Annotated in this window: 19 protein-coding genes; 12 read left to right on the top strand and 7 right to left on the bottom strand. The window is 70.8% G+C overall.

Annotated elements, in window-relative coordinates; all coding sequences use genetic code 11:
- Positions 1 to 259 precede the first annotated feature (259 nt).
- From coxB to LDO11_RS10935, 4 genes are read left to right on the top strand one after another with little or no spacing between them, the layout of a single operon-like run.
- Complete coding sequence (coxB, locus tag LDO11_RS10920) at positions 260 to 982, top strand: cytochrome c oxidase subunit II (protein WP_129136870.1); 723 nt, start codon at positions 260 to 262, stop codon at positions 980 to 982.
- Positions 979 to 3,510: a cytochrome c oxidase subunit I gene (ctaD, locus tag LDO11_RS10925; protein WP_232141573.1), complete on the top strand. Its 2,532-nt coding sequence runs from the start codon at positions 979 to 981 to the stop codon at positions 3,508 to 3,510. The genes coxB and ctaD overlap by 4 nt, the downstream gene beginning before the upstream one ends.
- Positions 3,510 to 3,881 carry a hypothetical protein gene (locus tag LDO11_RS10930; RefSeq protein ID WP_232141574.1) on the top strand — a complete coding sequence of 124 codons (372 nt, stop codon included), beginning with the start codon at positions 3,510 to 3,512 and terminating at the stop codon, positions 3,879 to 3,881. Before ctaD ends, LDO11_RS10930 begins: the two co-directional genes overlap by 1 nt.
- Positions 3,881 to 4,411, top strand: coding sequence for a DUF2231 domain-containing protein (locus LDO11_RS10935; RefSeq protein WP_232141575.1), 531 nt, complete (start codon positions 3,881 to 3,883; stop codon positions 4,409 to 4,411). The genes LDO11_RS10930 and LDO11_RS10935 overlap by 1 nt, the downstream gene beginning before the upstream one ends.
- A 663-nt stretch (positions 4,412 to 5,074) precedes the next feature.
- On the opposite strand, the gene LDO11_RS10940 is transcribed toward LDO11_RS10935, so the two are convergent.
- On the bottom strand, positions 5,075 to 5,539 hold the full coding sequence (locus LDO11_RS10940; protein ID WP_129136875.1) for a CopD family protein: 465 nt from the start codon (positions 5,537 to 5,539) through the stop codon (positions 5,075 to 5,077).
- Between the two features lie 325 nt (positions 5,540 to 5,864).
- Between LDO11_RS10940 and LDO11_RS10945 the strand changes: the two genes are divergently transcribed.
- The 3 genes from LDO11_RS10945 to LDO11_RS10955 all read left to right on the top strand — a co-directional run bounded on the left by LDO11_RS10945 (position 5,865) and on the right by LDO11_RS10955 (position 8,966).
- Positions 5,865 to 6,752, top strand: coding sequence for a cytochrome c oxidase assembly protein (locus LDO11_RS10945; RefSeq protein WP_232141576.1), 888 nt, complete (start codon positions 5,865 to 5,867; stop codon positions 6,750 to 6,752).
- The gene (locus tag LDO11_RS10950; protein ID WP_232141577.1) at positions 6,749 to 8,068 is read left to right on the top strand and encodes a ferredoxin reductase family protein; all 1,320 of its coding nucleotides are present in this window, start codon (positions 6,749 to 6,751) and stop codon (positions 8,066 to 8,068) included. Before LDO11_RS10945 ends, LDO11_RS10950 begins: the two co-directional genes overlap by 4 nt.
- A 154-nt stretch (positions 8,069 to 8,222) precedes the next feature.
- Complete coding sequence (locus LDO11_RS10955) at positions 8,223 to 8,966, top strand: TspO-related membrane protein (RefSeq protein ID WP_232141578.1); 744 nt, start codon at positions 8,223 to 8,225, stop codon at positions 8,964 to 8,966.
- A 76-nt stretch (positions 8,967 to 9,042) separates the two neighbouring features.
- Here the strand turns inward: LDO11_RS10955 and LDO11_RS10960 are convergent, their stop codons facing one another.
- The 3 genes from LDO11_RS10960 to LDO11_RS10970 form a co-directional block, all read right to left on the bottom strand.
- A complete protein-coding gene (locus LDO11_RS10960) occupies positions 9,043 to 9,537 on the bottom strand; it encodes a PepSY domain-containing protein (RefSeq protein ID WP_232141579.1) in 495 nt (164 codons plus the stop codon).
- A gap of 165 nt (positions 9,538 to 9,702) precedes the next feature.
- Positions 9,703 to 11,112: a UdgX family uracil-DNA binding protein gene (locus tag LDO11_RS10965; protein ID WP_232141697.1), complete on the bottom strand. Its 1,410-nt coding sequence runs from the start codon at positions 11,110 to 11,112 to the stop codon at positions 9,703 to 9,705.
- Between the two features lie 41 nt (positions 11,113 to 11,153).
- The gene (locus LDO11_RS10970) at positions 11,154 to 12,398 is read right to left on the bottom strand and encodes a putative DNA modification/repair radical SAM protein (protein ID WP_232141580.1); all 1,245 of its coding nucleotides are present in this window, start codon (positions 12,396 to 12,398) and stop codon (positions 11,154 to 11,156) included.
- 258 nt (positions 12,399 to 12,656) lie between these two features.
- On the opposite strand from LDO11_RS10970, the gene LDO11_RS10975 reads away from it, so the two are divergent.
- The 3 genes from LDO11_RS10975 (at position 12,657) to LDO11_RS10985 (ending at position 15,555) form a co-directional block, all read left to right on the top strand.
- Positions 12,657 to 12,854 carry a hypothetical protein gene (locus tag LDO11_RS10975; protein ID WP_232141581.1) on the top strand — a complete coding sequence of 66 codons (198 nt, stop codon included), beginning with the start codon at positions 12,657 to 12,659 and terminating at the stop codon, positions 12,852 to 12,854.
- 81 nt (positions 12,855 to 12,935) lie between these two features.
- Complete coding sequence (locus LDO11_RS10980) at positions 12,936 to 14,957, top strand: M3 family metallopeptidase (protein WP_232141582.1); 2,022 nt, start codon at positions 12,936 to 12,938, stop codon at positions 14,955 to 14,957.
- Between the two features lie 226 nt (positions 14,958 to 15,183).
- Entirely contained in the window at positions 15,184 to 15,555 is a 372-nt protein-coding gene (locus LDO11_RS10985; protein WP_129136882.1) for an EF-hand domain-containing protein, read from the top strand.
- Positions 15,556 to 15,594: 39 nt separating this feature from the next.
- On the opposite strand, the gene LDO11_RS10990 is transcribed toward LDO11_RS10985, so the two are convergent.
- Complete coding sequence (locus LDO11_RS10990; RefSeq protein ID WP_232141583.1) at positions 15,595 to 16,152, bottom strand: DUF2242 domain-containing protein; 558 nt, start codon at positions 16,150 to 16,152, stop codon at positions 15,595 to 15,597.
- Between the two features lie 149 nt (positions 16,153 to 16,301).
- On the opposite strand from LDO11_RS10990, the gene LDO11_RS10995 reads away from it, so the two are divergent.
- Positions 16,302 to 17,078 carry a hypothetical protein gene (locus LDO11_RS10995; RefSeq protein ID WP_232141584.1) on the top strand — a complete coding sequence of 259 codons (777 nt, stop codon included), beginning with the start codon at positions 16,302 to 16,304 and terminating at the stop codon, positions 17,076 to 17,078.
- A 114-nt stretch (positions 17,079 to 17,192) separates the two neighbouring features.
- On the opposite strand, the gene LDO11_RS11000 is transcribed toward LDO11_RS10995, so the two are convergent.
- On the bottom strand, positions 17,193 to 18,401 hold the full coding sequence (locus LDO11_RS11000; protein ID WP_232141585.1) for an MFS transporter: 1,209 nt from the start codon (positions 18,399 to 18,401) through the stop codon (positions 17,193 to 17,195).
- A gap of 106 nt (positions 18,402 to 18,507) precedes the next feature.
- On the bottom strand, positions 18,508 to 20,400 hold the full coding sequence (locus LDO11_RS11005) for a PAS domain-containing hybrid sensor histidine kinase/response regulator (RefSeq protein ID WP_232141586.1): 1,893 nt from the start codon (positions 20,398 to 20,400) through the stop codon (positions 18,508 to 18,510).
- 224 nt (positions 20,401 to 20,624) lie between these two features.
- On the opposite strand from LDO11_RS11005, the gene LDO11_RS11010 reads away from it, so the two are divergent.
- The gene (locus LDO11_RS11010) at positions 20,625 to 21,887 is read left to right on the top strand and encodes a serine hydrolase domain-containing protein (RefSeq protein WP_232141587.1); all 1,263 of its coding nucleotides are present in this window, start codon (positions 20,625 to 20,627) and stop codon (positions 21,885 to 21,887) included.
- Positions 21,888 to 21,937: the final 50 nt, after the last annotated feature.

Here is a 21,937-nt window from a genome sequence, read left to right on the forward strand (position 1 = left end):
CGCCCCAGGGGCGCCGCGCCGCTGTTCGGGTCCTGGTCGTCAGGAATCGGACCTGCGATCCGGAGCACCCACCGCCGGGCGCCGGCGGCGCGCCTGGCCGGTGATGCGGAGGCCGCGCCCAGCGCACGCGCAGCACTCAGCGCGGGCCTTTTAGCAGCCAGGCTGCATGCCACGTTCACGCGCCCTGCCCATCGGCGTCGCTAGCGTGTGACGGCGCCTGCAGTTGGCGCGGGGACAGCATGAGGACGACCCGACCACGATGCGGCGACACCACCGCTCCTTCCTGATTGCGTGCGCGACGCTCGCGCTGCTGGCCGCATGCGTGCAGGGGCCACAGTCGACGCTCGACCCTGCTGGCCCCGCCGCCGAGGGCATCGCGCTGACCTGGTGGGTGATGTTCGGGCTGTTCTCGGCGATCTGGCTGCTGGTGATGGTGCTGGTGTGCTGGGCGCTGTTCCGCGGCCGCAACACGCGTGCGCTGGGTCGGCCCACCCACCTGATCGTGGCCGGCGGGCTGCTGATGCCGCTCATGGTGCTGACCGGCCTCCTCGTCTGGGGCACCGCCACCAGCGGCCGCGTCACCGGGCTGGACGAGACACCCCGGCACGTGATCGACGTGATCGGCCGGCAATGGGAGTGGGAGTTCCGCTACCGCGACGACGAGGGCCGCGTGCGTGCCACCAGCGACGTGGTCCTGCACCTGCCGCGCGGGGAGATGGTGGAATTCAACATCACCAGCGAGGACGTGATCCACAGCTTCTGGATCCCGCGGCTGGGGGGCAAGCGCGACGCCGTGCCCGGACGGATCAACACCCTGCGCCTGCGCGTGGACGACGACGGCGGTCGCCCGCTGCGCGGCCAGTGCGCGGAGTTCTGCGGCCTCGAGCACACCCACATGATCTTCGCCGTCGAGGTGATGGAGCCCGATGCGTGGCGCGCGTGGCGCGACAGCGGTGGCATGACCGCGGGAGGCCTGCGATGACCACGGCGCACGGCCCGGGGCGCATCGACGAGGTCGAGAACCGCCGGCGGCTCGATGCGCTGGCGGAGATCTGGGGCACCGGTCGCGGCCTGGTGGCGCAGCTGACCGCGGTCAACCACAGCACCGTGGCAATGCGCTTCATCGTCACCGGGCTGGCGTTCCTGCTGATCGGCGGGATGCTGTCGATGTTCATCCGCCTGCAACTGGCATGGTTCGGCATGGAGGTGCTGGACCCGCAACGCTATGCGCAGTTCGTGACCATGCACGGCACCACGATGATGTTCCTGTTCGCGGTGCCGATCATGGAAGGCTTCGCGATGTACCTGGTGCCGAAGATGCTGGGCGCGCGAGACCTGCCGTTCCCGCGCATGTCGGCATTCGGCTGGTGGTGCTACCTGTTCGGCGGGCTGTTCCTCTATTCCAGCTTCCTGTTCGATGCCGCGCCCGATGGCGGCTGGTTCATGTACGTGCCGTTGACCGACAGCACCTACTCGCCGGGCCTGGGTGCGGATTTCTGGCTGATCGGGGTGACGTTCGCCGAGATCGCCGCGGTCACCGCCGCGGTGGAGCTGATCGTCGCCATCCTCATCACCCGCGCACCGGGCATGGGGCTGCAGCGCATCCCGCTGTTCTGCTGGGCGATCCTGGTGATGGCCTTCATGATCGCGTTCGGCTTCCCGCCACTGATCCTGGCCAGCATCCTGCTGGAGATCCAGCGCGCGTTCGACTTCGCGTTCTTCGACGTGCCACGCGGCGGCGACCCGCTGCTGTGGCAGCACCTGTTCTGGCTGTTCGGCCACCCCGAGGTCTACATCATTTTCCTGCCGGCCTCGGGCGTGGTGTCGATGCTGGTGGCCACGTTCGCGCGGCGCCCGATGGTCGGCTACACGTGGATCGTGCTGGCCTATGTCGGCACCGGCTTCCTGAGCTTCGGGCTGTGGGTGCACCACATGTACACGGTGGGCATCCCGTTGCTGGCGCTGGCGTTCTTCAGCGCGGCGAGCATGGCGGTGGCGATCCCGATGGGCATCCAGGTGTTCGCGTGGATCGCCACGCTGTGGGCGGGGCGGCCACGGTTCCGGCTGCCGATGCTGCACCTGTTCGGGTTCTTCTTCGTGTTCGTGCTCGGTGGGCTCACCGGCGTCATGCTCGCGTTCGTGCCGTTCGACTGGCAGGCGCACGACACCCACTTCGTGGTCGCGCACCTGCACTACGTGCTGATCGGCGGGCTGATGTTCCCGATGTTCGCCGGGCTGTACTACTGGTTGCCGATGGTCAGTGGGCGGATGCCGTCGGAGAGCATCGGCCGCACCGCGTTCTGGATGGTCTTCATCGGCTTCAACCTCGCGTTCCTGCCGATGCACCTCACCGGCCTGCTCGGGCTGCCGCGCCGGGTGTACACCTACCCCGCCGATCTCAATGTCGAGTGGCTCAACCTGATCTCCACGGCGGCCGGCTTCGTGCTCGCCGCCGGCATCGTCGCGATCCTGGTCGACCTCGGGCTGTCGTTCCGCCTCGGCCGGCGCGCACCGCAGCGCAACCCGTGGGAAGCGGGCACCCTGGAGTGGGCGCTGGCGTGGCCGGTACCGACGTACAACTTCGCCTCGATACCGGTGGTCGACGACCGCTACCCGGTGTGGTCGCGCCCGGCGCTCATCGACGAGACCGCGCGTGCCGAGGGCCTGCTCGGCGACCCGCGCGACGGCCGGCGCGAGATAATCGGCACAGGCATGCTGGGCGCGGAGCCCGAGCAGGTCATCCGGATCTCGCATTCGACCTGGTGGCCGCTGCTGGCAGCGCTCAACATCGCGGCGCTGCTCGCGTGTTTCATCGCCAAGGTCTACTGGGGCGCCGCGCTGCTGGTACTGCCGCTGCTGGGCATGTTCGCCGGCTGGCTGTGGACGACGGGGGACCGCCACGCCCCGGCCACGGTGGACATCGGCGACGGCCGCCTGCTGCCGACCCAGTACAGCGCGCGCAACGCGCCGGGCTGGTGGGCGCTGGTGATCAGCCTGCTGATCGACGGCTCGCTGTTCGCGTCGCTGGTGTTCGCCTACTTCTACCTGTGGCTGGGTACCGAAGCCTGGCCACCGGCCGGCATCGCACTCGGCGGACTGGCGCTGCCGCTCATCGCCCTCGGGCTGCTGCTGTTGCAGGGCGCGGCCACCTGGTGGGCCGGACGCGCATTGCGAGCCGGCGCCATCGGCCGGGTGGTGGGCACGATGCTGGCCGCCGCGGCGCTCGGAACCGGCTTCATCGTGGTCGAATCCTGGGCGCTGGCCGGCCCGGTGGGTGCGCCGCAGGCGCATGCCTACGCCTCGGTGGTGTGGACCCTGGCCGGCTTCCACATGCTGCACGTGGCGATCGCGGTGCTGATGTCGGTGTTCGTGGCCGCACGCGCGCGGGCGGGCTACGTGACCGCGGCCCGCCCGCTCGAACCACGCGTGGTCGCCGGGTTCTGGCGCTACACGGTGGGCATCGGGCTGGTTGCCTGGGTGGTGATCCACGTGTTCCCGAGGGTGATCTGATGCAGGCCCTGTCGCCGCACCGGCTGACCGGCATCGCCGCCCCGTGGGCGGTGTGGGCGGTGCATTTCGTCACTGTCTACAGCCTGCAGGGCGTGGTGTGCGCCGAGGAGGTGTTGCGGCGCGACGTGGCGGGTGCGGAGATCGCCACCTGGATCCTCGCCGCGATCGGCATCGTGGCGGTGGCGGCCACTGTCTGGCTGGGCGTGCGTGGGCTGCGCGCGTGGCGGCACGCGCGTCGCGACGTACAGCCCGACGTGGCCACCCGCCGCGAGCGCTTCGCGTCGGCGATCACCGCGCTTTCCGGCCTGCTGGCCAGCATCGCGATCACCTTCACGACGATTCCCGTCCTCATGCTGCCCCCCTGTGCCTGATGCGCAAGACCCTCGAACAACCCAAGCCCAGCACCACCACCCACTCGGTGCGCAGCCGGGTGGCGATCGCCAAGCATCCGCTGCATCCGATGCTGGTGGTGTATCCGGTGGCGCTGCTGAGCCTGGTGTTCCCGGCGGACCTGCTGTCGCTGTGGTTCGACACCGTGTTCTGGTCGCAGACCGCGTTCTGGTTGAACGCGGTGGGCCTTGCGATCGGCATCGTCGCGGGCATCGCCGGCACCGCCGACATGTTCCTGATCCGGGTGGTGCGCCAGCACGTCTCGGCGTGGAACCACTTCATCGTCGCGGTGATGGTGCTCGCGATGGCCGGGCTGGGTGTCTGGCTGCGCGCGCCCGACCCCGCCGCCGCGGTATGGCCCTGGGGCTTGCTGCAGTCGGGCGTGCTGATGCTGCTGGTAATGGTCGCCGGCTGGCTGGGCGGCACGCTGAGCTTCCGCCACGGCATCGGCGTCTACGGCGAGGGCAATCCGCACGAGCACGAGGCCGACGACAGGCCGCCGGCGGAGTGATGCAGCGGCCGTTCCGGTCGAACCGGCGGCGGTTTCGACTGGAACGGGGGGGCCCGCCACAGCCACAGGGGGATGCCCAGCCGGATATCTCCGCGTCCTGCTCCCACATCCGGCCGCCGGCCATCCATGGCCGGCTGGACATCCCCCTGCGTCCGCGGCGGGCACCGACCTGTGGCCGCGACGGGAAGAAGGTCAAGGGCGAAGAGCGTTGGGCCGTCGTGGCAATCGGCGATTTCAGCTGGCCGCTGTTGACCTCCACGCAGGACTGCCGAACGCCAGAGCGTGTCGGTTGCAGGTGATCCGCCCGCAACAGCTGTGTTCCTGGTGCCGGAGCCGACGAATGCCGGAGCCCGTCGCGTGCGCCGGGGGGTGTGCTCCCAGCCGGCCATGGATGGCCGGCGGCCGGCCGTGGTAGCCGGACGCGGACTCCGGCCGGGGGAGCACACCCCCCGGTGCGCGCGACGGGCAGGCCGACCCCATCGAAGCCGCTCAGCGCGCGTGACTGCTCCTGGCCCATGCCATCGTCGTGGAGTGGGCGATCACCCGATCCTCGGTGCATGGGTTCCATCGTCGGCGCGCGTGTCCGCCGTGGAAGCGGGTCCTTCACGCCTGCGACCGGGCACGGCTCGCTGCAATCAGGGTGGATCGCGCGCACCCTGGAGCTCAGTCCTCGCGGTCGACTCCATGCATTGGCGGGGGCGGCAGGTCGCCGAGGGTGCGCGGCTTGGCGCCGGTGATCGCGGCGATCGCCAGCAGCAGCAGCAACGGCACCCAGCCGAGCGTGCGGAAGAACCATGCGCCGTGGCGGTCGTTGCCCTTGCCGAGCTGGTACAGCAGCAGCCCGAAGTAGAGGTGGAACAGCACCGCCACCGCGACCACCGTGAGCTTCAGCACCAGCCATGCACCATCCGGGCGCCATGCGATCAGCACCAGCCCGAGGGTGATGGTGACGATCGCCGCCGGCGTGGCGATGCGGAAGAACAGCACGTTGGCGACGGGGTTGAAGTACGCCGCCTCGCCGTCGGCCTCCTTGCGCTGGAACGCCACGAACAGGCGCGGCAGGAAGAACAGCCCGGTGAACCAGATGGCCATCGCCGCGATGTGGAAGAACTTCAGCCAGAAGTACATGGGGTCTCCGGAAAGCGCGTGACTGGCGGAACCTTCATGCGGGCCGTCCTCGCCTCGCCCCGGCCTTCGCCGGCGGCAGTCTTCCCCGCACGCGGAGAAGGGCGGGAACCGCCATCGGCATCGGCTGCAGTCGATCGACGTCCTGCGCGGGAACCGTTGTGTGGAAGTGGAAGCGTGCCGGTGTGGTCCGCTTCCGGCATGCACGGCCGGGAACGTTAGTGCATCCGCCGCCGGTGCCACGTGTACGCGCCGTGCACAGGGTGAAGCCGACCGGATTGTTACCGTGTTGCGCATGCCTCGACTCCTACGCGCCGTGCCGTTTCCGGTGACTGCCGCCCTTGCGTTGTTGATGCCGGGAGCGGCGTTTGCGCATGGCAGCCACGCCCATCCGCCCACGCTTGCGCAGGCGTGGACGCTCTCGCCGATGGTGCTGGTGCCCTTCGTGCTGCTGGCGGTGCTGTACGCGGTGGGGCTCGCCGGGTTGTGGCGGCAGGCCGGCATCGGCCGCGGCGTCAGCATTGCCGGCGTCGCCGGTTTCTGGGCCGGGATGCTGGCGCTGGCGCTGGCGGCGATCTGGCCGCTGGATGCATACGGTGCCTGGTCGCTGGCCGCACACATGGCCCAGCACATGCTGCTGCTGGCACTGGTGCCGCCGCTGCTGCTGGCCGGCAAGCCGTTCGCGGTGGTCGCCTACGCGTTGCCGCGACGCTGGTCGAGCGCCCTGCACGCCGGCCTGCATGCGCCACTGATGCGGATATCGGCCTGGCTGGTGCCGGCCGCGGTGGCCCACAGTGCGGTGATGTGGGCCTGGCACCTGCCCGGTGCGCTCGAGGCGGTGCTGGCCAGCGAACCGCTGCACCACCTGATGCATCTGTCCTTCCTGCTCGCCGGCATGTGGTTCTGGGCGGCGGCGTGGCGGCGGCTGCGTGACCCCTGCAGCGGCGCCGGCGGCGGGGTCGTGGCGCTGCTGGCGGTGATGATGCAGATGGGTTTCCTGGGCGCGCTGCTGGCGTTCTCGCCACGCACGCTGTACCCGGTGTATGCCGTGCGCGCACATGAAATCGGCCTCGCCGCGCTGGCCGACCAGCAACTGGCGGGCATCCTGATGTGGGTGCCGAGCTGCATCCCCTACCTTGCGGGCGGGCTGTGGCTGCTGTGGCAGGGGCTTGCACGCAACGAGCGACGCAGCCCGACCCGGGACGCCGGGCCGTGAACCTCGGCTGGCTGCGCTTCACCGGCTGGATCGCGGCGTGGATGGCGCTGGTGCTGCTGCCGATGGCGATCGCGCTGGCAGGCGAGCTGCCGGCCACCCGCACCCGGTTGAAGGAAGCCGCCGCACTGCTCGGCTTCGTCGGCCTGGGCCTGCTGGCGATGCAGGCGGTGGTGTCGGGCCGCCAGCGCTGGTTCGCGCGCGGACTGGGGCAGGACGACCTGCTGCAGTTCCATCGCCGCACCGGCGAGGCCGCATGGCTGCTGGTGCTGGTGCATCCGCTGGCCATGTTCGCCGCCGATCCATCGCAGCTTGCCTGGCTGGACCCCCGCGAGGACCTGTTGCGGGCGGGATCGCTGTGGTTGCTTCTGGCCGCGGTGAGCCTGCTGCTGGCGACGTCGCTGTGGCGGCAGCAATTCGGGCTTTCGTACGAGCGCTGGCGTGCACTGCACGGCGTGCTGGCCTTCGGCGTGGTGGCGCTGGCGCTGGGGCACGTGCTGCTGGTGGACCACTACACCGCGCAGGCCTGGAAGAAGGTGGCGCTGGTGGTGGTCGTGGGCAGTGCGCTGTGGCTGACCGTCGAAACCCGGCTCCGGCGCCCCTGGCAGCGACGCCGGCGGCCCTGGACGGTCGTGGACGTGGCGCCGGAACCCGGCGGCGCCACCACCCTGCGGCTGCGCCCGGACGGCCACCCGGGGCTCGCCTTCGTGCCCGGCCAGTTCGCCTGGGTGACCCTCGGCGATTCGCCATGGCGGATGCAGCAGCATCCGTTCTCGATGACCTCGCCGGCGGACCAGGCCGAAATCTGGTTCACGATCAAGCCGGCGGGCGACTTCACCGGCGGCATCGCCAGCACCCGGATCGGCAGCCGCGCCTGGATCGAGGGGCCGTACGGGGTATTCACCTGGCAACCCGGCTTCGCCCCGCACGGCGCGGTGTTCGTGGCCGGCGGCGTCGGCATCACCCCGTTCCTGTCGATGCTGCGCACCGCGCGCGCGCGCCGTGGCCAGGACCGCCTCTGGCTGTTCTATGCCAACAGCGATGCCGACAGCATCATCGCCCGCGAGGAACTCGATGTCCTTGCACGCGAGCTGCCGCTGCGGGTCGTCCACGTGCTGGACGATCCACCCGACGGATGGACCGGCGAGGCCGGTCACATCGACGCGGACATGCTGGAACGACACCTGCCGGCCGAGGTCGGCACGATGCTGGCCTATGTGTGCGGTCCCGCCCCGATGGCCGACGCGGTGGAACCCGTCCTGCTCGAACGCGGCATCCCGGCGAAGAATCTCTATTCCGAACGCTTCGACATGGTGTGACCGATGATGCATCGACATGCCCGCCGCGCGGGCACCATCGCCAGCCTGCTGCTGGTCGCCATTGCAATCGCGGTGGCCTGGCTGCGCTGACCGCCTTCACCGCGCAGTTGCGGACGGGGGCCGAGGATCGGGGCCTGTCCCGGAGGAGCTTTCCATGCGCCTGCTTGTGCTGATTGCCGCCATCGCCATGCCGGTGGTGGCGTGGTTCTCCAACCAGGGCACCTTCGGGCCCGACCAGGCCGAGATCTCGTCGCGCTATCCGCTGCTGGTGCAGCCGGCCGGCTACGCATTCTCGATCTGGAGCCTGATCTTCCTGCTCGACGTGGTCTACGCGCTGCGCCAGGCCACCGGCGTGCGCAAGCGCGACCGGCTGCTGGCGCGGATCGCCCCCGCGACCGCGCTGGGCTTTGCCTGCACGGCGGTATGGATGCCGGTGTATTCGCAGGAATGGCTGTGGCTGTGCGTGCTGCTGATCTTCATCGCGCTGGGCACGCTGCTGTGGGCGGCCTGGACCGCATACCGTGGCAATGCCGACCTGTGGACGCGCACCGCGCTGGGGTTGCATGCGGGGTGGCTGTCGATCGCGGCGATCCTCAACCTCGCCCAGGCCCTGCTCGGGGAAGGCGTGCTGCCGGCCGACAACCAGCTGGGTTGGAGCTTCGGCCTGCTGGTGGTGGCGGCCGGGCTGGCCTTCGCCGCGAATGCGGCGTTACGCGGCGCCTTCAGTTACGCACTGGCGGCGGCCTGGGGCTTCGTCGCGGTCACCGTGGCGCTGGCTCGTGGCGATGACGCACCCACCGCAGGCTGGGCCGCGCTGGCGCTGGCGATCGCGCTGGTGGCGCAGACGGTATGGCTGCGCATGCGCGGACGGGGTCGCAATCGCGGCTTCGCGCGCTGACCGGCCCGTCCCCGGATCGCGCATACGGACATGCCCGGCGCTGGCCGGGCATTTCCACCATCGACCCGGTGAGGCGTCAGTCGATGCGTTCGTGCAGCACGCGCCCGTCGGTGGGGGCGATGCGCAGGTTCAGCTTCTGGCCCTGTGCATTGCGCGCCTCGGCCTTCCAGATGCCATCGTCGAACTCCACATCCTCGATGTGCTGGTAGCCGCCGGCGGTGAGCTTTGCGCGTACCTCGTTCTCGGAGATCCGCGCGGTGGCGTTGTCGGGGAAGACCTCGCCGCTGGCCGGGTCGAGATAGACGTCGATCTTGTTGCCGTCGGCGCTGTCGACATCCGCGCTCCACAGGCCGTGTTCGAACTCGAGGTCGCGCACGTTGCGGAAGCCCTCGCCCTCGAGCGCGGCGCGCACCTGCGCCTCGGTCATCGTGGCCTGGTGGGCACCGTGATGGCTGGTATCGGCCTGCATGGCGCCGGCATTGCCGGTCTGCTGGGCGACGGCGGTGCCAGCGGCCGACAGCGCCAGCGCCAGCAGCGCGACGCGGACGTGGGGGACATGACGTTGCTTCATCGAAGTCGCTCCTGGGTGGGGTGACCGGAGTGTCCTCCCGCCCCCGGCAATCCACGGTGAAGCCGCACGCTGCGATGCCCGCGAGGGCATCCCGGCCGTACGGCGGCTGCCTGGGACGCCGGCAATCGCGCCAGCACGGGTGGCAGAGCACGGCCGCCGGCGCCACTACGGCGTGGCGCCAGCCTCCACCAGCAGGCGCAGGTCGTCGACGAAGCCGGCATACGCCGCCTCGCGCGCGGCGTCAGGCTGGCGCAGCACCCAGGCGGGGTGCACGGTCGCCAGCCCGCGCGCGGCCTCGAGCGGAAGCCAGCGTCCGCGCGCTTCCATCAACCGGAAGCCGCTGCCGAACACCGCCTGCGCCGCGGTGGCGCCCAGGCAGACGACGATGTCCGGCTGCAGCGCCGCCAGTTCCTGCTGCAGCCACGGCCGGCACGCACGCACGTGCGCGACATCGGGATTGCGATGCAGGCGACGCTTGCCGCGCGGCTCGAAACGGAAATGCTTGACCGCATTGGTCAGCCACAACCGCGAGCGATCGATGCCGAGCTCGCCCAGCGCGCGGTCAAGCAGGCGCCCGGCGGGGCCGACGAACGGGCGCCCGCTGAGGTCCTCCTCGTCGCCGGGCTGCTCGCCGACCACCACCACCCGTGCGTCGTGCGGCCCCTCGCCGAACACCGTGCGCGTGGCCGGCTCCCACAGCGGACAGCGCCGGCATGCGGCGGCGGCGTCACGCAGGGCGTCGAGGCCCTCGATCACCTGCAACGGTTCCGGCGCAGGCGCGGGGATGCGCCGCCGCGGCGGCTCCGGCGCGCGTTCGGCCATTGCCTGCACGCGCGGCCCGGCCTCGCGCAGCAGCGTCGGCAGCAGCGCGGCCTCGGGCAGGTGTTTCCAGTACTTCTGCGGCATCTCCGACCGCATCATCGTCGGGTTGAGCCGCGCCGGATTGAAGATGCTGGCGTAGTAGGTGCGCCACAGCGCCTCCTGCGCATCGTCGGCCGGCGCGTCGCCACGGGTGGCACCCGCCGCGAACGCCAGCGCCTCGCCATCCCACGCCACGCTGCGGTACGGGGTGAGGATCGCCCAGTGCATGCCGGCGAAGCGCCGGGCGAAGAACGGCGCGACGCGATCGAGGATGCGATGCGCCGGCTCGAACCAGGCGATGTAGTGGTTGTCGCGCCCCGGCACCTCGCGGAAGCGCACGAACGCCTTCATCTTGTGGCTGTCGCGGCGCACCGCCTGTTCCAGCATGCGCACCCGCTGCACATCCGGATCGCTGGCGCGCTCGAGCAGCCGCGGCTGGCCCGAGGCCATGCGCCACAGCAGCCGGTACAGCAGGGCGAAACGCTGCGGGTCGGTGTGGCAGGCGACCGCTGCGGCCAGCGCGGGAAAGTCCGCCGCCACGCGCGGCGGCGGACGCGTTGCCGGCAGCGCCTGCAGCGCAGGGCCGGCCGCCAGCATCGCCTGCGGGTCGCCATCCCAGACCAGGTCTTCCGGAGCGAGGCCGGCACACCACGCCTGGCGCGCCAGCACCCGCCAGGCATCGCCATCCCAGGGTGGATCGACAACCGCCTGCACCGCGCCGGCCGCGGTCACCGCATCGCCGAACAGGTCGCCGCTCACGCGAACAGGTCCGCCTGCCGCGGCGGCGGTGCCAGCTGCGCGCGCAGCCTTGCAGGGTTGTCGAGGCCGCCGCGCGGCACATGGTCGGGCAGCAGCAGGAATGGCAGCGCCTTGCGCAGCGGCACCCGCAGCCGCGTCAGGTCGTCCACCCGCAGCGCGCCGGTGCGACGCGAGGCGACGATGCGGTCCACGTTGCGCGTCCCCAGCCCCGGCACCCGCAGCAGCAGTTCGCGCGAGGCGCGATTGACGTCCACCGGGAACTGCTCCGGATGGCGCAGTGCCCAGGCGAGCTTGGGGTCGATATCGAGATCGAGCATGCCGCCGGCTTCGGCGGGTGCGATGTCGTCGACACCGAAGCCGTAGAAGCGCAGCAGCCAGTCGGCCTGGTACAGGCGATGCTCGCGCACCAGTGGCGGCGCCTTCGAAGGCAGCCGGATCGAGGCGTCAGGGATCGGCGAGAACGCCGAGTAGTACACGCGCTTCAGCCGGTAGTTGCCGTAGAGGTTGTCGCTGGTGTGCAGGATGCTGCGGTCGTTGGCACCGTCGGCACCGACGATCATCTGCGTGCTCTGCCCGGCCGGTGCGAACCGCGGCGGCTTCGCACGCAGCAGCTTCTGTCCGCGGCGCTGCTCGCGGTTCTCCTCGATGCGCCAGCGCAGTTCGCCCATCGCCGCACGGATGCCGGGCAGCTTCTTCTCCGGCGCAAGTTCGGCAAGCCCGGCCTCGGTCGGCAGTTCGACGTTGATGCTCAACCGGTCGGCGTAGCGCCCCGCGGCCGCCAGCAGTTCGGGCGCCGCGTCGGGAATGGTCTTGAGGTGGATGTAGCCGGCGAAGCGATGGTCCTCGCGCAGGCTGCGCGCGACTTCCACCAGCTGCTCCATCGTGTAGTCGCTCGAGCGGATGATGCCGCTGGAGAGGAACAGCCCCTCGATGTAGTTGCGCTTGTAGAAGTCGAGCGTGAGCTTCACCACTTCATCGGTATTGAAGCGTGCGCGGCGCACATTGCTGCTGACGCGGTTGACGCAGTAGGCGCAGTCGTAGATGCAGAAGTTGGTGAGGAGGATCTTCAGCAGCGAGACGCAACGCCCGTCCGGGGTGTAGGAATGGCAGATGCCCGTGCCTTCGGTGCTGCCGATCCCGCCGGTGCCCAGCGAATGGCGTTTCGACGCACCGCTCGACGCGCACGACGCATCGTATTTGGCGGCATCGGCCAGGATCGCAAGCTTGTCGACGGTTTCCACCGTGCAAGGGTGGCGGCTGCATGTCTCAGTCCGTGAGACAGGCGGCGCCATTCATCCGCCTGAACACGCGCAGCGCGCAAACCGCTGATTCCACGCGGTTTTTCACACCGCCGTACACATCCCGGGGCTAGCTTGGGACACGCGCCGCGCCCGCCTGTCATCCGTGTCACACGGCCAGTCCCGCGCAGCGCGACCAGATTCCCCGGCAAGCCGATGGTCCCACCGTCGCGCGGATGCCTGAAAGCAGAGGTTTGAACCATGTCCCGCCACGAACTCGATATCCGCCTGAGCGATCTCCGCCAGAGGCTGCCGCAGATGCACCAGCAGAACCCGCACGACAGCGACTTCTGGGCCGCGTTCTCGCGCGAGACCCGCTCGCTGCTGCGCGGCAAGATGTCCGCGGAGGACACCAGCTGGCTGCAGAACCGCATCGTCTCGATCCTGGCAACGCCCTGACGCGGTACGCGCGGCGCTGTCAGCCGCGTTCGTGCACCGGCCCCGCTGGAATCGCGCGGGGCCTGCCCCCACCATGTGGGGATGACCAACCCCCTGCTCGACTTCTCCGCGCTGCCGCGCTTCGACGCGATCCGGCCGGAACATATCGCTCCGGCGATCGACGCCCTGTTGGCGGATGCCGATGCCGCCGTCACCCAGGCCACCACCACGGCGGCCGTCACCTGGGACGACTTCGTCGAACCCCTCCATGACGCCACCGAACGTCTCGGGCGCGCCTGGAACCAGGTCGGCCACCTCAACGCCGTGGTCAACACAGCCGAACTGCGCGAGGCCTACAACGCCGCGTTGCCGAGGGTCACACGCTTCCACAGCGCGATGCAGCAGAACCAGGCGCTCTACGAGCGCTTCAGGGCGCTGTCGAACGCGCCCGAAGCAACCGGCTGGAGCCCGGCGCGCCGGCGCGTGGTCGACAACGCCCTGCGCGACTTCCGCCTCGGCGGCGCCGAGCTCGAACCCGACGCAAGGGCGCGCTTGGCGCAGGTCCAGCAGGAACTGGCGGAGCTTTCGGCGAAGTTCTCCGAGCACGTGCTTGATGCCACCGATGCGTGGTCATACACCACCACCGACGAAGGCGAACTTGCCGGCCTGCCGGATGATGTCCGTGCGCAGTGCCGTGCCGCCGCGGACGCCGCAGGCGAAGCCGGCTGGCGCCTCGGCCTGAAGATGCCCTGCTACCTGCCGGTGCAGACCTGGGCCGACAACCGCGCCCTGCGCGAACGGCTGTACCGCGCCTATGGCGTGCTGGCCTCGGAAACAGGCCCCGCCGAACTGGACAACGGCCCACTGATCGACGCGATCCTCGCGCTGCGTGCCGAGCAGGCGCGCCTGCTCGGGCATGCGCACTATGCCGAGCTCGCGCTCACCACGCGGATGGCACGTCACGCCGACGAGGTGCTGGCGTTCCTGCGCGACCTCGCCTCGCGCGCGCTGCCGCATGCGCGCCGCGACCGTGCCGAACTGGAAGCCTTCGCACGCAACAGCCTCGGCATCGACACCCTGCAGCCGTGGGAACTCGACTGGGCATCGCAGAAGCTGCGCGAGGCGCGCTTCAGCTACTCCGGGCAGGAGGTCAAGCGCTACTTCACCGAGCCGCGCGTGCTGGCCGGCCTGTTCGACGTGACCGAAAGCCTCTATGGCCTGCGCGTCGAGCAGGACAGCGCACCGGTCTGGCATGAGGACGTGCGCTTCTACCGGCTGGTCGATGGCGACGGGCGACTGGTCGGGCAGTTCTACCTCGACCTCTACGCGCGCGAAGGCAAGCGTGGTGGTGCCTGGATGGACGACTGCCGCAACCGCCGCCATCGCGCCGACGGCAGCACGCAGACGCCGATCGTGTATCTCGTCTGCAACTTCGGGCGCGGCGTCGACGGCGCACCGGCAACGTTCACCCACGACGAGGTGACGACCCTGTTCCACGAGATGGGCCACGGCCTGCACCAGCTGCTGACCGAAGTCGGCGAACTGCCGGTGGCCGGCATCAACGGCGTGGAATGGGACGCGGTGGAACTGCCCAGCCAGTTCATGGAGAACTTCTGCTGGGAATGGCCGCGGGTGGAGGCGATGACCGCGCACGTCGACACCGGCGAGCCGCTACCGCACGCGCTGTTCGAGCGCATGCTCGCCGCGCGCAACTTCCAGAGCGGCATGCAGACGGTACGCCAGCTGGAGTTCGCGCTGTTCGACATGGAGCTGCATGCCGGCGAGCCGCCGGCCGACGTGCTCGCGCTGCTGGAGCGCATCCGCGAGGAGGTCGCGGTGAACCGGCCGCCGGCCTGGCACCGCTTCCCGCACCAGTTCGCGCACATCTTCGCGGGCGGCTACGCGGCGGGCTATTACAGCTACAAATGGGCCGAGGTGCTGAGCGCGGACGCCTATGCCGCGTTCGAGGAGCAACCCGATGCGCTGGCCGACACCGGCGCGCGCTTCCGCCGCGAGATCCTCGCGCGTGGCGGCAGCCGGCCCGCACTGGAGAACTTCCGCGCCTTCCGCGGCCGCGACCCGCAGATCGACGCGCTGCTGCGGCACAACGGCATGGCGGCCTGAGCGGATCGCGCCGGGCCCATTGCGCCGCATACCCGATCGCACGGGCGCGCGCCCTGTTCGCCAGGCGTCGCACCCTGGCCTGCGGGCGGCACGCCAGGGCCCGGCCGGGTCGCGCCCGCCTGCGGGCGATGCCCGCCGGCGGATCGAACAGGCGTTGACAGGTCCCGGCCTAGACTCGGATGGCATCACCCGCGATCGCGGACCCATCATCACTGGAGGCCCTGCCATGACCATGCCCCGCTACAGCCTCGCCCTCCTCGCGCTGCTGCCGCTTGCGGCCTTCGCGCAGACGCAAACCCGCCCCCTGCCGCAGGCAGACAACGCGCCGGCCCGCGCCAGCGCGCAGGGCTCGCAGACCGGTATCACCACCTTCGGAAACCCCGGCGAGCAACAGGTCATCGTGCGCTCGTACGAGCCGGACGCGGTGCTGCGCGACCAGTACCGGGTCGACTTCGACGCGCTCGACAGCAATGGCGACGGCTATCTGGACCGCCGGGAGGCCGCCGCCCATCCGACCCTGGCGGCGGAGTTCGCCGGCGTCGACACCGATGCCGACGGGCGCCTGGGCCGCGAGGAACTGCGCGGCTGGATCCGTTGAGGCAATGCGCGGGCGTGGCGCGGGGCGCCCCCCGCGCCGTCAGCGCTCGTCGTCGACGGTGCGTACGTGCGCGGGCAGGTAGCTCTGCACGCGCTCGAAGAACCGCGCATAGAACTCCGCATCCTGCACGGTGCTGCTGGCGACGCGCACCAGCGAATCCTCGGTGCTGCCGATCGGCAATGACACCGACCCCAGCGCGCTGACGCCGAGGCTTGCCGAGTTGGCGCTGCGGCGCAGCGCATAGCGGTCCTGCAGCGCGCTGACGAACACCAGCGCCTTGCCTTCCTGCGGCACGCACGACACGCGCACCGCGAGCTGCAGGTGCGAATCCGATTCCGGCTGGAAGTTCTTGCTCGCCTCCACCGAGGCGGCCTCGGCGCGACCGACGGCGTAGCCCTGCCCCAGCAGCGCGCGGCGCGCGGCCTCGCAGGCCACCTCCGGCCGGGTGGCGAAGACCCGCGAGTACATGTCGTCGAACTCGAAGGTCTCGCCGAGCAGGGCCGGCCGGGGCTTGCCGGCCTGGCCGCCACCACAGGCGGTGAGCACGGACGCGACGAGGCAGATCGGCAGGACAAGGCGCAACAGGGAGTAGGGCATGGCAGATGATCCGGGACGACCGCATAGCTTAGGACGGCGCATCCCCGCCGGATGGTGAATGGCGGCGCGCCGGCAGCGGCGGCAGTGCACGTCGCCTGCACGCCGCGGTGGCGGACAGTGGCAACGACCCCCATCCAGCGAGCCCCGCCATGCGCGACAAGCACACGCCCCGCCAGCCCGACGCCAACCGCGATCCGATCTCCGGCGCCCCGGGCGCACATCCCGGCGGCGTCGCCGCGGGCGGGACCCTGGGCGCGGTCGCCGGCGCCGCGGTCGGCAGCCTGTTCGGCCCGATCGGCACCCTGGTGGGCGGCGCGATCGGAACCCTCGGCGGCGCTGCCGGTGGCAAGGCGGTCGCCGAACGCGTGGACCCGACCGTGGAAGTCGAGTACTGGCGCGACAGCGCCCCGGCCCGCGACTACTACCGCGGCGACGCCGACTACGAGCGCGACTACGCGCCCGCATACCGTTACGGCACCGAGGCACGCAATGCGGATATCCGCGCCTTCGACGAGGCCGAGCCGGAACTGCGCGAGCGCTGGGAAACCGCGCGCGGCGCGTCGATCCTGTCGTGGAACGAGGCACGTCCCGCGGTAGCCGACGCCTGGCAACGCACCGACCAGACCTGGCGCACCTATACCGACGTCGACGCCTATTACGGCGAGCACTACAGCCGCGCCGACTACTACAGCGACGACTACAGCTATGACGACTACCGCGCCGCCTACCGCTATGGCACCCGGGCACGCGCCACCGACCGCGATGCGCGCTGGGACGATGCCACCGAGGCCCGGCTCGGACGCGACTGGGAACGCGAGCGCGGCGGCTCGCGGCTGTCGTGGGAACAGGCGAAACACGCGGTGCGCGACGCCTGGCACCGCGTCGAGCGCGCCCTGCCCGGCGATGCCGACCGCGACGGCCGCTGAGCCGCCGTCAGCACCACCGGCGGCGGATCGGCGACGCGCCCCCGGCGGTCACGCGGCTTTCCGCCGCGGACGGGGACGCGGCACCGCTGCATCGCGCCATGACCGCGCGGTGGGTCAGCCCGCCGCCTCGAGCGCGCGCAGGCGCCGTGCGTCATGGCGCGCCCAGGCATAGAGAAGCAGTCCCGCCACCGCGGTGGCCGCACCGACGTAGCCGGTCGAGGTCCAGCCCCAGCCGGCGTTGATCGCCAGCCCACCCAGCCACGGGCCCAGCGCATTGGCGGTGTTGAAGGCGGAATGGTTGGAGGCGGCGGCGAGCGTCTGCGCACCGCCGGCGACATCCATCAGATGCGCCTGCAGCACGGTGGCCAGCGCCCCCATGCTGCCCACGGCCACCACCGCGAGCAGGATCGACCACGCCGAGCGGGTCGCCAGCGGGAACAGCAGCAACACCACCAGCGACCACACCAGCACGATCCCCGCGGCGCGGAAGCGGTAACGGTCCGACAGCCAGCCGCCGACCAGGTTGCCGACGATCGCACCCACGCCGAACGCCACCAGCCCCAGCGGCACATGGCGTGGGGCGATGCCGGTGACCTCGATCATCGTCGGCGCCAGGTAGCTGAAGACGCAGAACATGCCGGCGAAGCCGATCGCGCCGATCGCCAGCGCCAGCCACACCTGCGAGCGGTTGAAGTCGCGCAGTTCGCGGCGGATGTCGTGCCGGGGTTCGTGCGGGTCGGGCGGCAGCAGCCGTGCCACCAGCACCATCGTCAGCACGGCGAGCACGGCCACCAGCGCGAAGGTCCAGCGCCAGTCCGCCACCTGCGCAAGCCAGGCCGCGAGCGGATTGCCGACCAGCAGCGCCACCGACAGGCCCAGCATCACCCGCGCCATCGCCGTGCCGCGGCGACCGGGCGGGCTGATCGATGCGGCCACCAGTGCGGCCACGCCGAAATAGGCGCCATGCGGCAGGCCGGCCAGAAAGCGCATCGCGGTCAGCGACAGATACCCCGGCGCCAGCGCGCTGGCCAGGTTGCCGAGCACGTACAGCGCCATCGTCGCCAGCAGCAGCGCGCGCCGCGACAGGCGTGCACCGAGCACCGCCAGCAGCGGCGCGCCGACCACCACGCCCAGCGCGTAGGCGCTGATGGAGTGGCCCAGCTGCGGTTCGCTGACGCCGAGGTCGGCGACCATGTCCGGCATCATCCCCATCGGCGCGAACTCGCTGGTGCCGATGGCGAAGCCGCCGATCGCCAGTGCGAACAGCACCCAGCCCTGCTGGCGCGGGCTGAGTGGATGGTGGTGGTGGGCGGTCGGGGTCATCGCAGCGGCATCGGACGGCCGCATTATTGTGCGATGCAGCACCCACGCTGCCTACCCACGTGCCGTCCGGCCGCAGGCGGGGTTCAGCCCACCGGATTGGCTACGCTCAGCCGTCCTGCGCGGCGTCGCTTGCGACGACAGGGGCGGCCAGCTCGCGGTGCGCCTCCTGCAGCAGCGACCGCAGCAATGCGATATCCGGTGGCTTGGTCATGTGGTGGTCGAAGCCCGCCGCCTCGGTGCCGGCACGGTCACGCGCCTGCCCCCAGCCGGTGATCGCGATCAGGCGCATGTCCGCGGCACCCGGCACCGCACGCAAGCGCTGCGCCACTTCCAGCCCGCTCAGTTCCGGCATGCCGAGGTCCAGCAGCGCGACATGCGGCAGGTGCATCTGCGCCATCGTGAGCGCGGCATGGCCGTCGTGGACGACGATGGTCTCGGCACCGAATGCGCTCAGCCACTCGCCCATGCTTTCCGCGGCGTCGCGGTTGTCGTCGGCCACCAGCACGCGCAGGCCGGAGAACGGCTTGGCGGTGCCATCGGCGGGTGTCGCCGCGGCCTGACCCGGCGCGTGCAGCGGCAGGCGCACGATGAATTCCGCACCCTGCCCGCGGCCTTCGCTGCGTGCGGTGACATTGCCGCCGTGCATCTGCACCAGGCTGCGCACCAGCGCCAGGCCGATGCCCAGCCCGCGGGTGTCGGCACTGTGCTGGCGGTCGACCTGGGTGAACAGGTCGAAGATGCTCTGCAGGTGCTCGCGCGCGATGCCCATGCCCTCGTCGCGTACCGAGACCACGGCGTCGGTGCCCTCGGCGCTGGCAACCACGCGGATGGTGGTGTTCTCGCGGCTGTAGCGCGCGGCGTTGTTGAGCAGGTTGATGAACACCTGGCCCAGCCGCACCGGGTCCGCGCGCAGCCACAGCGGCTCCGGCGGAACGTCGATCTGCAGCGATTGCCCACTCTGGGCGAGGGTGGGCTGCACGCTCTCGGCGGCGTTGCGCAGCACCGAGGCCAGCGGGATGTCGACCGCACGCAGCTCGATGCGGCCACGGGTGATGCGCGAGACCTCGGTGAGGTCGTCCACCAGATGGGTCAGCTGGTCGACCTGTCGCATCAGGATGTCGAGCATGCGGGTGGCCGTTTCCGGGTCCTGGTTGAGCTTGAGCACGTACAGCGAGGTGCGGATCGGCGCCAGCGGATTGCGCAGCTCATGGGCCAGGGTGGCGAGGAACTCGTCCTTGCGCTGCTCGGCATCGCGCAGCGCCTGCTCCTGGCGGCGGCGCGCGGTGATGTCGGTGAACAGGAGCGCGACCGTGTGCCCGGCGGGGTCACCGATGCGGAACGCATAGACCGAGAACCAGCGCCCCATGGCGTCGGAACCCTGCTCGAAGCGTTCCGGCTCGCCCGACATCGCCACGCGGCCATAGATCTCGAACCAGTGTTCCTCCAGGTCGGGCAGCATCTCGCGCGCGGTGTGCCCGACGGGGTCGGCCAGCCCGGTGTGGCGGGAAAAGGCCGGGTTGACCTCGAGGAAGCGGTAATCACGCGGTTGCTGCCTGCCATCGAACAGCACCTGCAGGATGCAGACGCCCTCTTCGATCGAATTGAACAGCGCGCGGTAGTTGTCCTCGGAGCGGCGGCGGTCGTCGATGTCGATGACCGAGCCCGCGAAGCCGGCGAAACTGCCGTCGTCGGCATGGCGCGGGTTGGCGGCATCCAGCGCCCAGCGGTAACGGCCATCCCGGCAGCGCACGCGGTAGTCGAGGGCGAACGCCTTGCCGGTACGGCTGGCACGTGCGAAGCGCGCCCGCATCGCCGGACGGTCGTCGGGATGCAGGGCTTCGAGCCACCCGTAACCCAGCGCTTCGGCCTCGTTCTGCCCGGTCATCTCGTACCAGCCGCGGGACAGGAAGGTGCACTGGCCGCTGGCGTCGGTTACCCACAGGATCGCCGGCGCGGTGTCGGCAAGCCGGCGGAATTCAAGGGACTCGTTGGGGCGCATACCGGATCCGGTGGGGCCGCTGACATCCATAACGTGACCGCTGCAGCGGCATCGCCGGGCGTGTGGCAGGACGGCCAATGTAGCCGACCGTGCCGAGCGCGGCGAGTACGCGCCGCGCCCCTGTCCGCTTCGCCGCAAGCCGCGCACACCGGGCCGCGACGGAGCATGCCGGATACGTGCATCTGCGCTATACATCGGCGTCGCCCTGTTCCGGGAATGTACGCATGCGTGATCTCCGCCGTCGGCCGTTGCCCCTGGCCTGCAGCCTGCTGGCCCTGCTGCTGGCATCCACCGTGGCGCATGCCACCACGCCGGTGGCATCGGTGCGGATCACCTTCGACCGCGACCACGTCACCGATGTACGTACGGCTGGACATGCGGATCTGCAGGCGGGGCGTACGGTCACCGCCGACGACCCGGTGCGCATCGCCTCGATCTCCAAGCTGGTGGTCGCCCTTGGCGTCATGCGCCTGGTCGAGGCCGGTGCGCTGGACCTCGACGCCGACGTCTCCGCGCTGCTCGGCTGGAAGCTCCGCCACCCCGACCATCCGGAGGTGCCGATCACCCTGCGCCTGCTGCTGTCGCACCGCGCCGGGCTGACCGACGATGCCGGTTACTGGCAGGTGCCGCTGGACGGCGCGCTGGCGGATCTGCTCGCCGATCCGCGCGCGTGGGACAGCGCACATGCGCCCGGCCGGTACTTTCGCTACGCCAACCTCAACTTCCCGTTCGTCGCCTCGGCCATGGAACGCGCCACCGGCGAGCGCTTCGACCGGCTGATGCAGCGCCTGCTGTTCGAGCCCCTGGGATTGTCGGCCTGCTTCGGCTGGTCCACCTGCGACGATGCGCAACGCTCACGGGCGGTGATCCTCTACGACGCCGGGCGCGAATCCGGCACCGACGACACCCGCAGCGGGCGTCCCGCGTGCCCGGTGCGCGCGGCCTCCGACGGCAGTTGCGACCTCGCGCAATGGCAACCGGGCCGCAACGGTGCGCTGTTCTCGCCGCAGGGCGGCCTGCGCATTTCCGCGCGCGACCTGGCAACCATCGGCCGGCTGCTGCTGGGCGAGGGCGAGGTCGATGGCGTGCGCCTGCTGTCACCGGCCTCGGTGGCGACGCTGCTGGCGCCGGCCTGGGTGCGCGCCGGCGACAACGGCGTGACCGCCGAGGAGGACGCCAGCGGGCAGTCGCGCGAGGGCTTCTTCTGCCGCTACGGCCTGGCAGCGCAGACGCTGGCCACGCCGCTTGAGGGATGCAGGGACGACCCGTTCGGTGATGGCCGCGAGCGCGTCGGCCACGCAGGGTCGGCCTATGGCCTGCTGTCGGGGCTGTGGGTGGACCGTGTCGCCGGCAGCGGCGTGGTGTATTTCGCCACGGGCATGCAGGACGCGCCCCCCGGGACGCGCTCGGCATTCACCACCATCGAGGAACAGCTCGCCGCGGGCGACGTGCCGGCGGCAACCGCCACGGCCACCGCGGATCCGTAAGCTGTGTGCAGCGAGGCCTCCGCGGGCGACACCCGCGGAGGCACCTGGTC

The organism is Alterluteimonas muca, assembly GCF_021191595.1.
GTDB lineage: Bacteria > Pseudomonadota > Gammaproteobacteria > Xanthomonadales > Xanthomonadaceae > Luteimonas > Luteimonas muca.

What these genes read in the sequence shown, in the direction of transcription:
- coxB (WP_129136870.1), top strand. Translation starts at nt 260, where the DNA reads ATGCGGCGACACCACCGCTCCTTCCTGATTGCGTGCGCGACGCTCGCG.
- ctaD (WP_232141573.1), top strand. Translation starts at nt 979, where the DNA reads ATGACCACGGCGCACGGCCCGGGGCGCATCGACGAGGTCGAGAACCGC.
- LDO11_RS10930 (WP_232141574.1), top strand. Translation starts at nt 3,510, where the DNA reads ATGCAGGCCCTGTCGCCGCACCGGCTGACCGGCATCGCCGCCCCGTGG.
- LDO11_RS10935 (WP_232141575.1), top strand. Translation starts at nt 3,881, where the DNA reads ATGCGCAAGACCCTCGAACAACCCAAGCCCAGCACCACCACCCACTCG.
- LDO11_RS10940 (WP_129136875.1), bottom strand. Translation starts at nt 5,539, where the DNA reads ATGTACTTCTGGCTGAAGTTCTTCCACATCGCGGCGATGGCCATCTGG.
- LDO11_RS10955 (WP_232141578.1), top strand. Translation starts at nt 8,223, where the DNA reads ATGCGCCTGCTTGTGCTGATTGCCGCCATCGCCATGCCGGTGGTGGCG.
- LDO11_RS10960 (WP_232141579.1), bottom strand. Translation starts at nt 9,537, where the DNA reads ATGAAGCAACGTCATGTCCCCCACGTCCGCGTCGCGCTGCTGGCGCTG.
- LDO11_RS10975 (WP_232141581.1), top strand. Translation starts at nt 12,657, where the DNA reads ATGTCCCGCCACGAACTCGATATCCGCCTGAGCGATCTCCGCCAGAGG.
- LDO11_RS10980 (WP_232141582.1), top strand. Translation starts at nt 12,936, where the DNA reads ATGACCAACCCCCTGCTCGACTTCTCCGCGCTGCCGCGCTTCGACGCG.
- LDO11_RS10985 (WP_129136882.1), top strand. Translation starts at nt 15,184, where the DNA reads ATGACCATGCCCCGCTACAGCCTCGCCCTCCTCGCGCTGCTGCCGCTT.
- LDO11_RS10990 (WP_232141583.1), bottom strand. Translation starts at nt 16,152, where the DNA reads ATGCCCTACTCCCTGTTGCGCCTTGTCCTGCCGATCTGCCTCGTCGCG.
- LDO11_RS10995 (WP_232141584.1), top strand. Translation starts at nt 16,302, where the DNA reads ATGCGCGACAAGCACACGCCCCGCCAGCCCGACGCCAACCGCGATCCG.
- LDO11_RS11000 (WP_232141585.1), bottom strand. Translation starts at nt 18,401, where the DNA reads ATGACCCCGACCGCCCACCACCACCATCCACTCAGCCCGCGCCAGCAG.
- LDO11_RS11005 (WP_232141586.1), bottom strand. Translation starts at nt 20,400, where the DNA reads ATGCGCCCCAACGAGTCCCTTGAATTCCGCCGGCTTGCCGACACCGCG.
- LDO11_RS11010 (WP_232141587.1), top strand. Translation starts at nt 20,625, where the DNA reads ATGCGTGATCTCCGCCGTCGGCCGTTGCCCCTGGCCTGCAGCCTGCTG.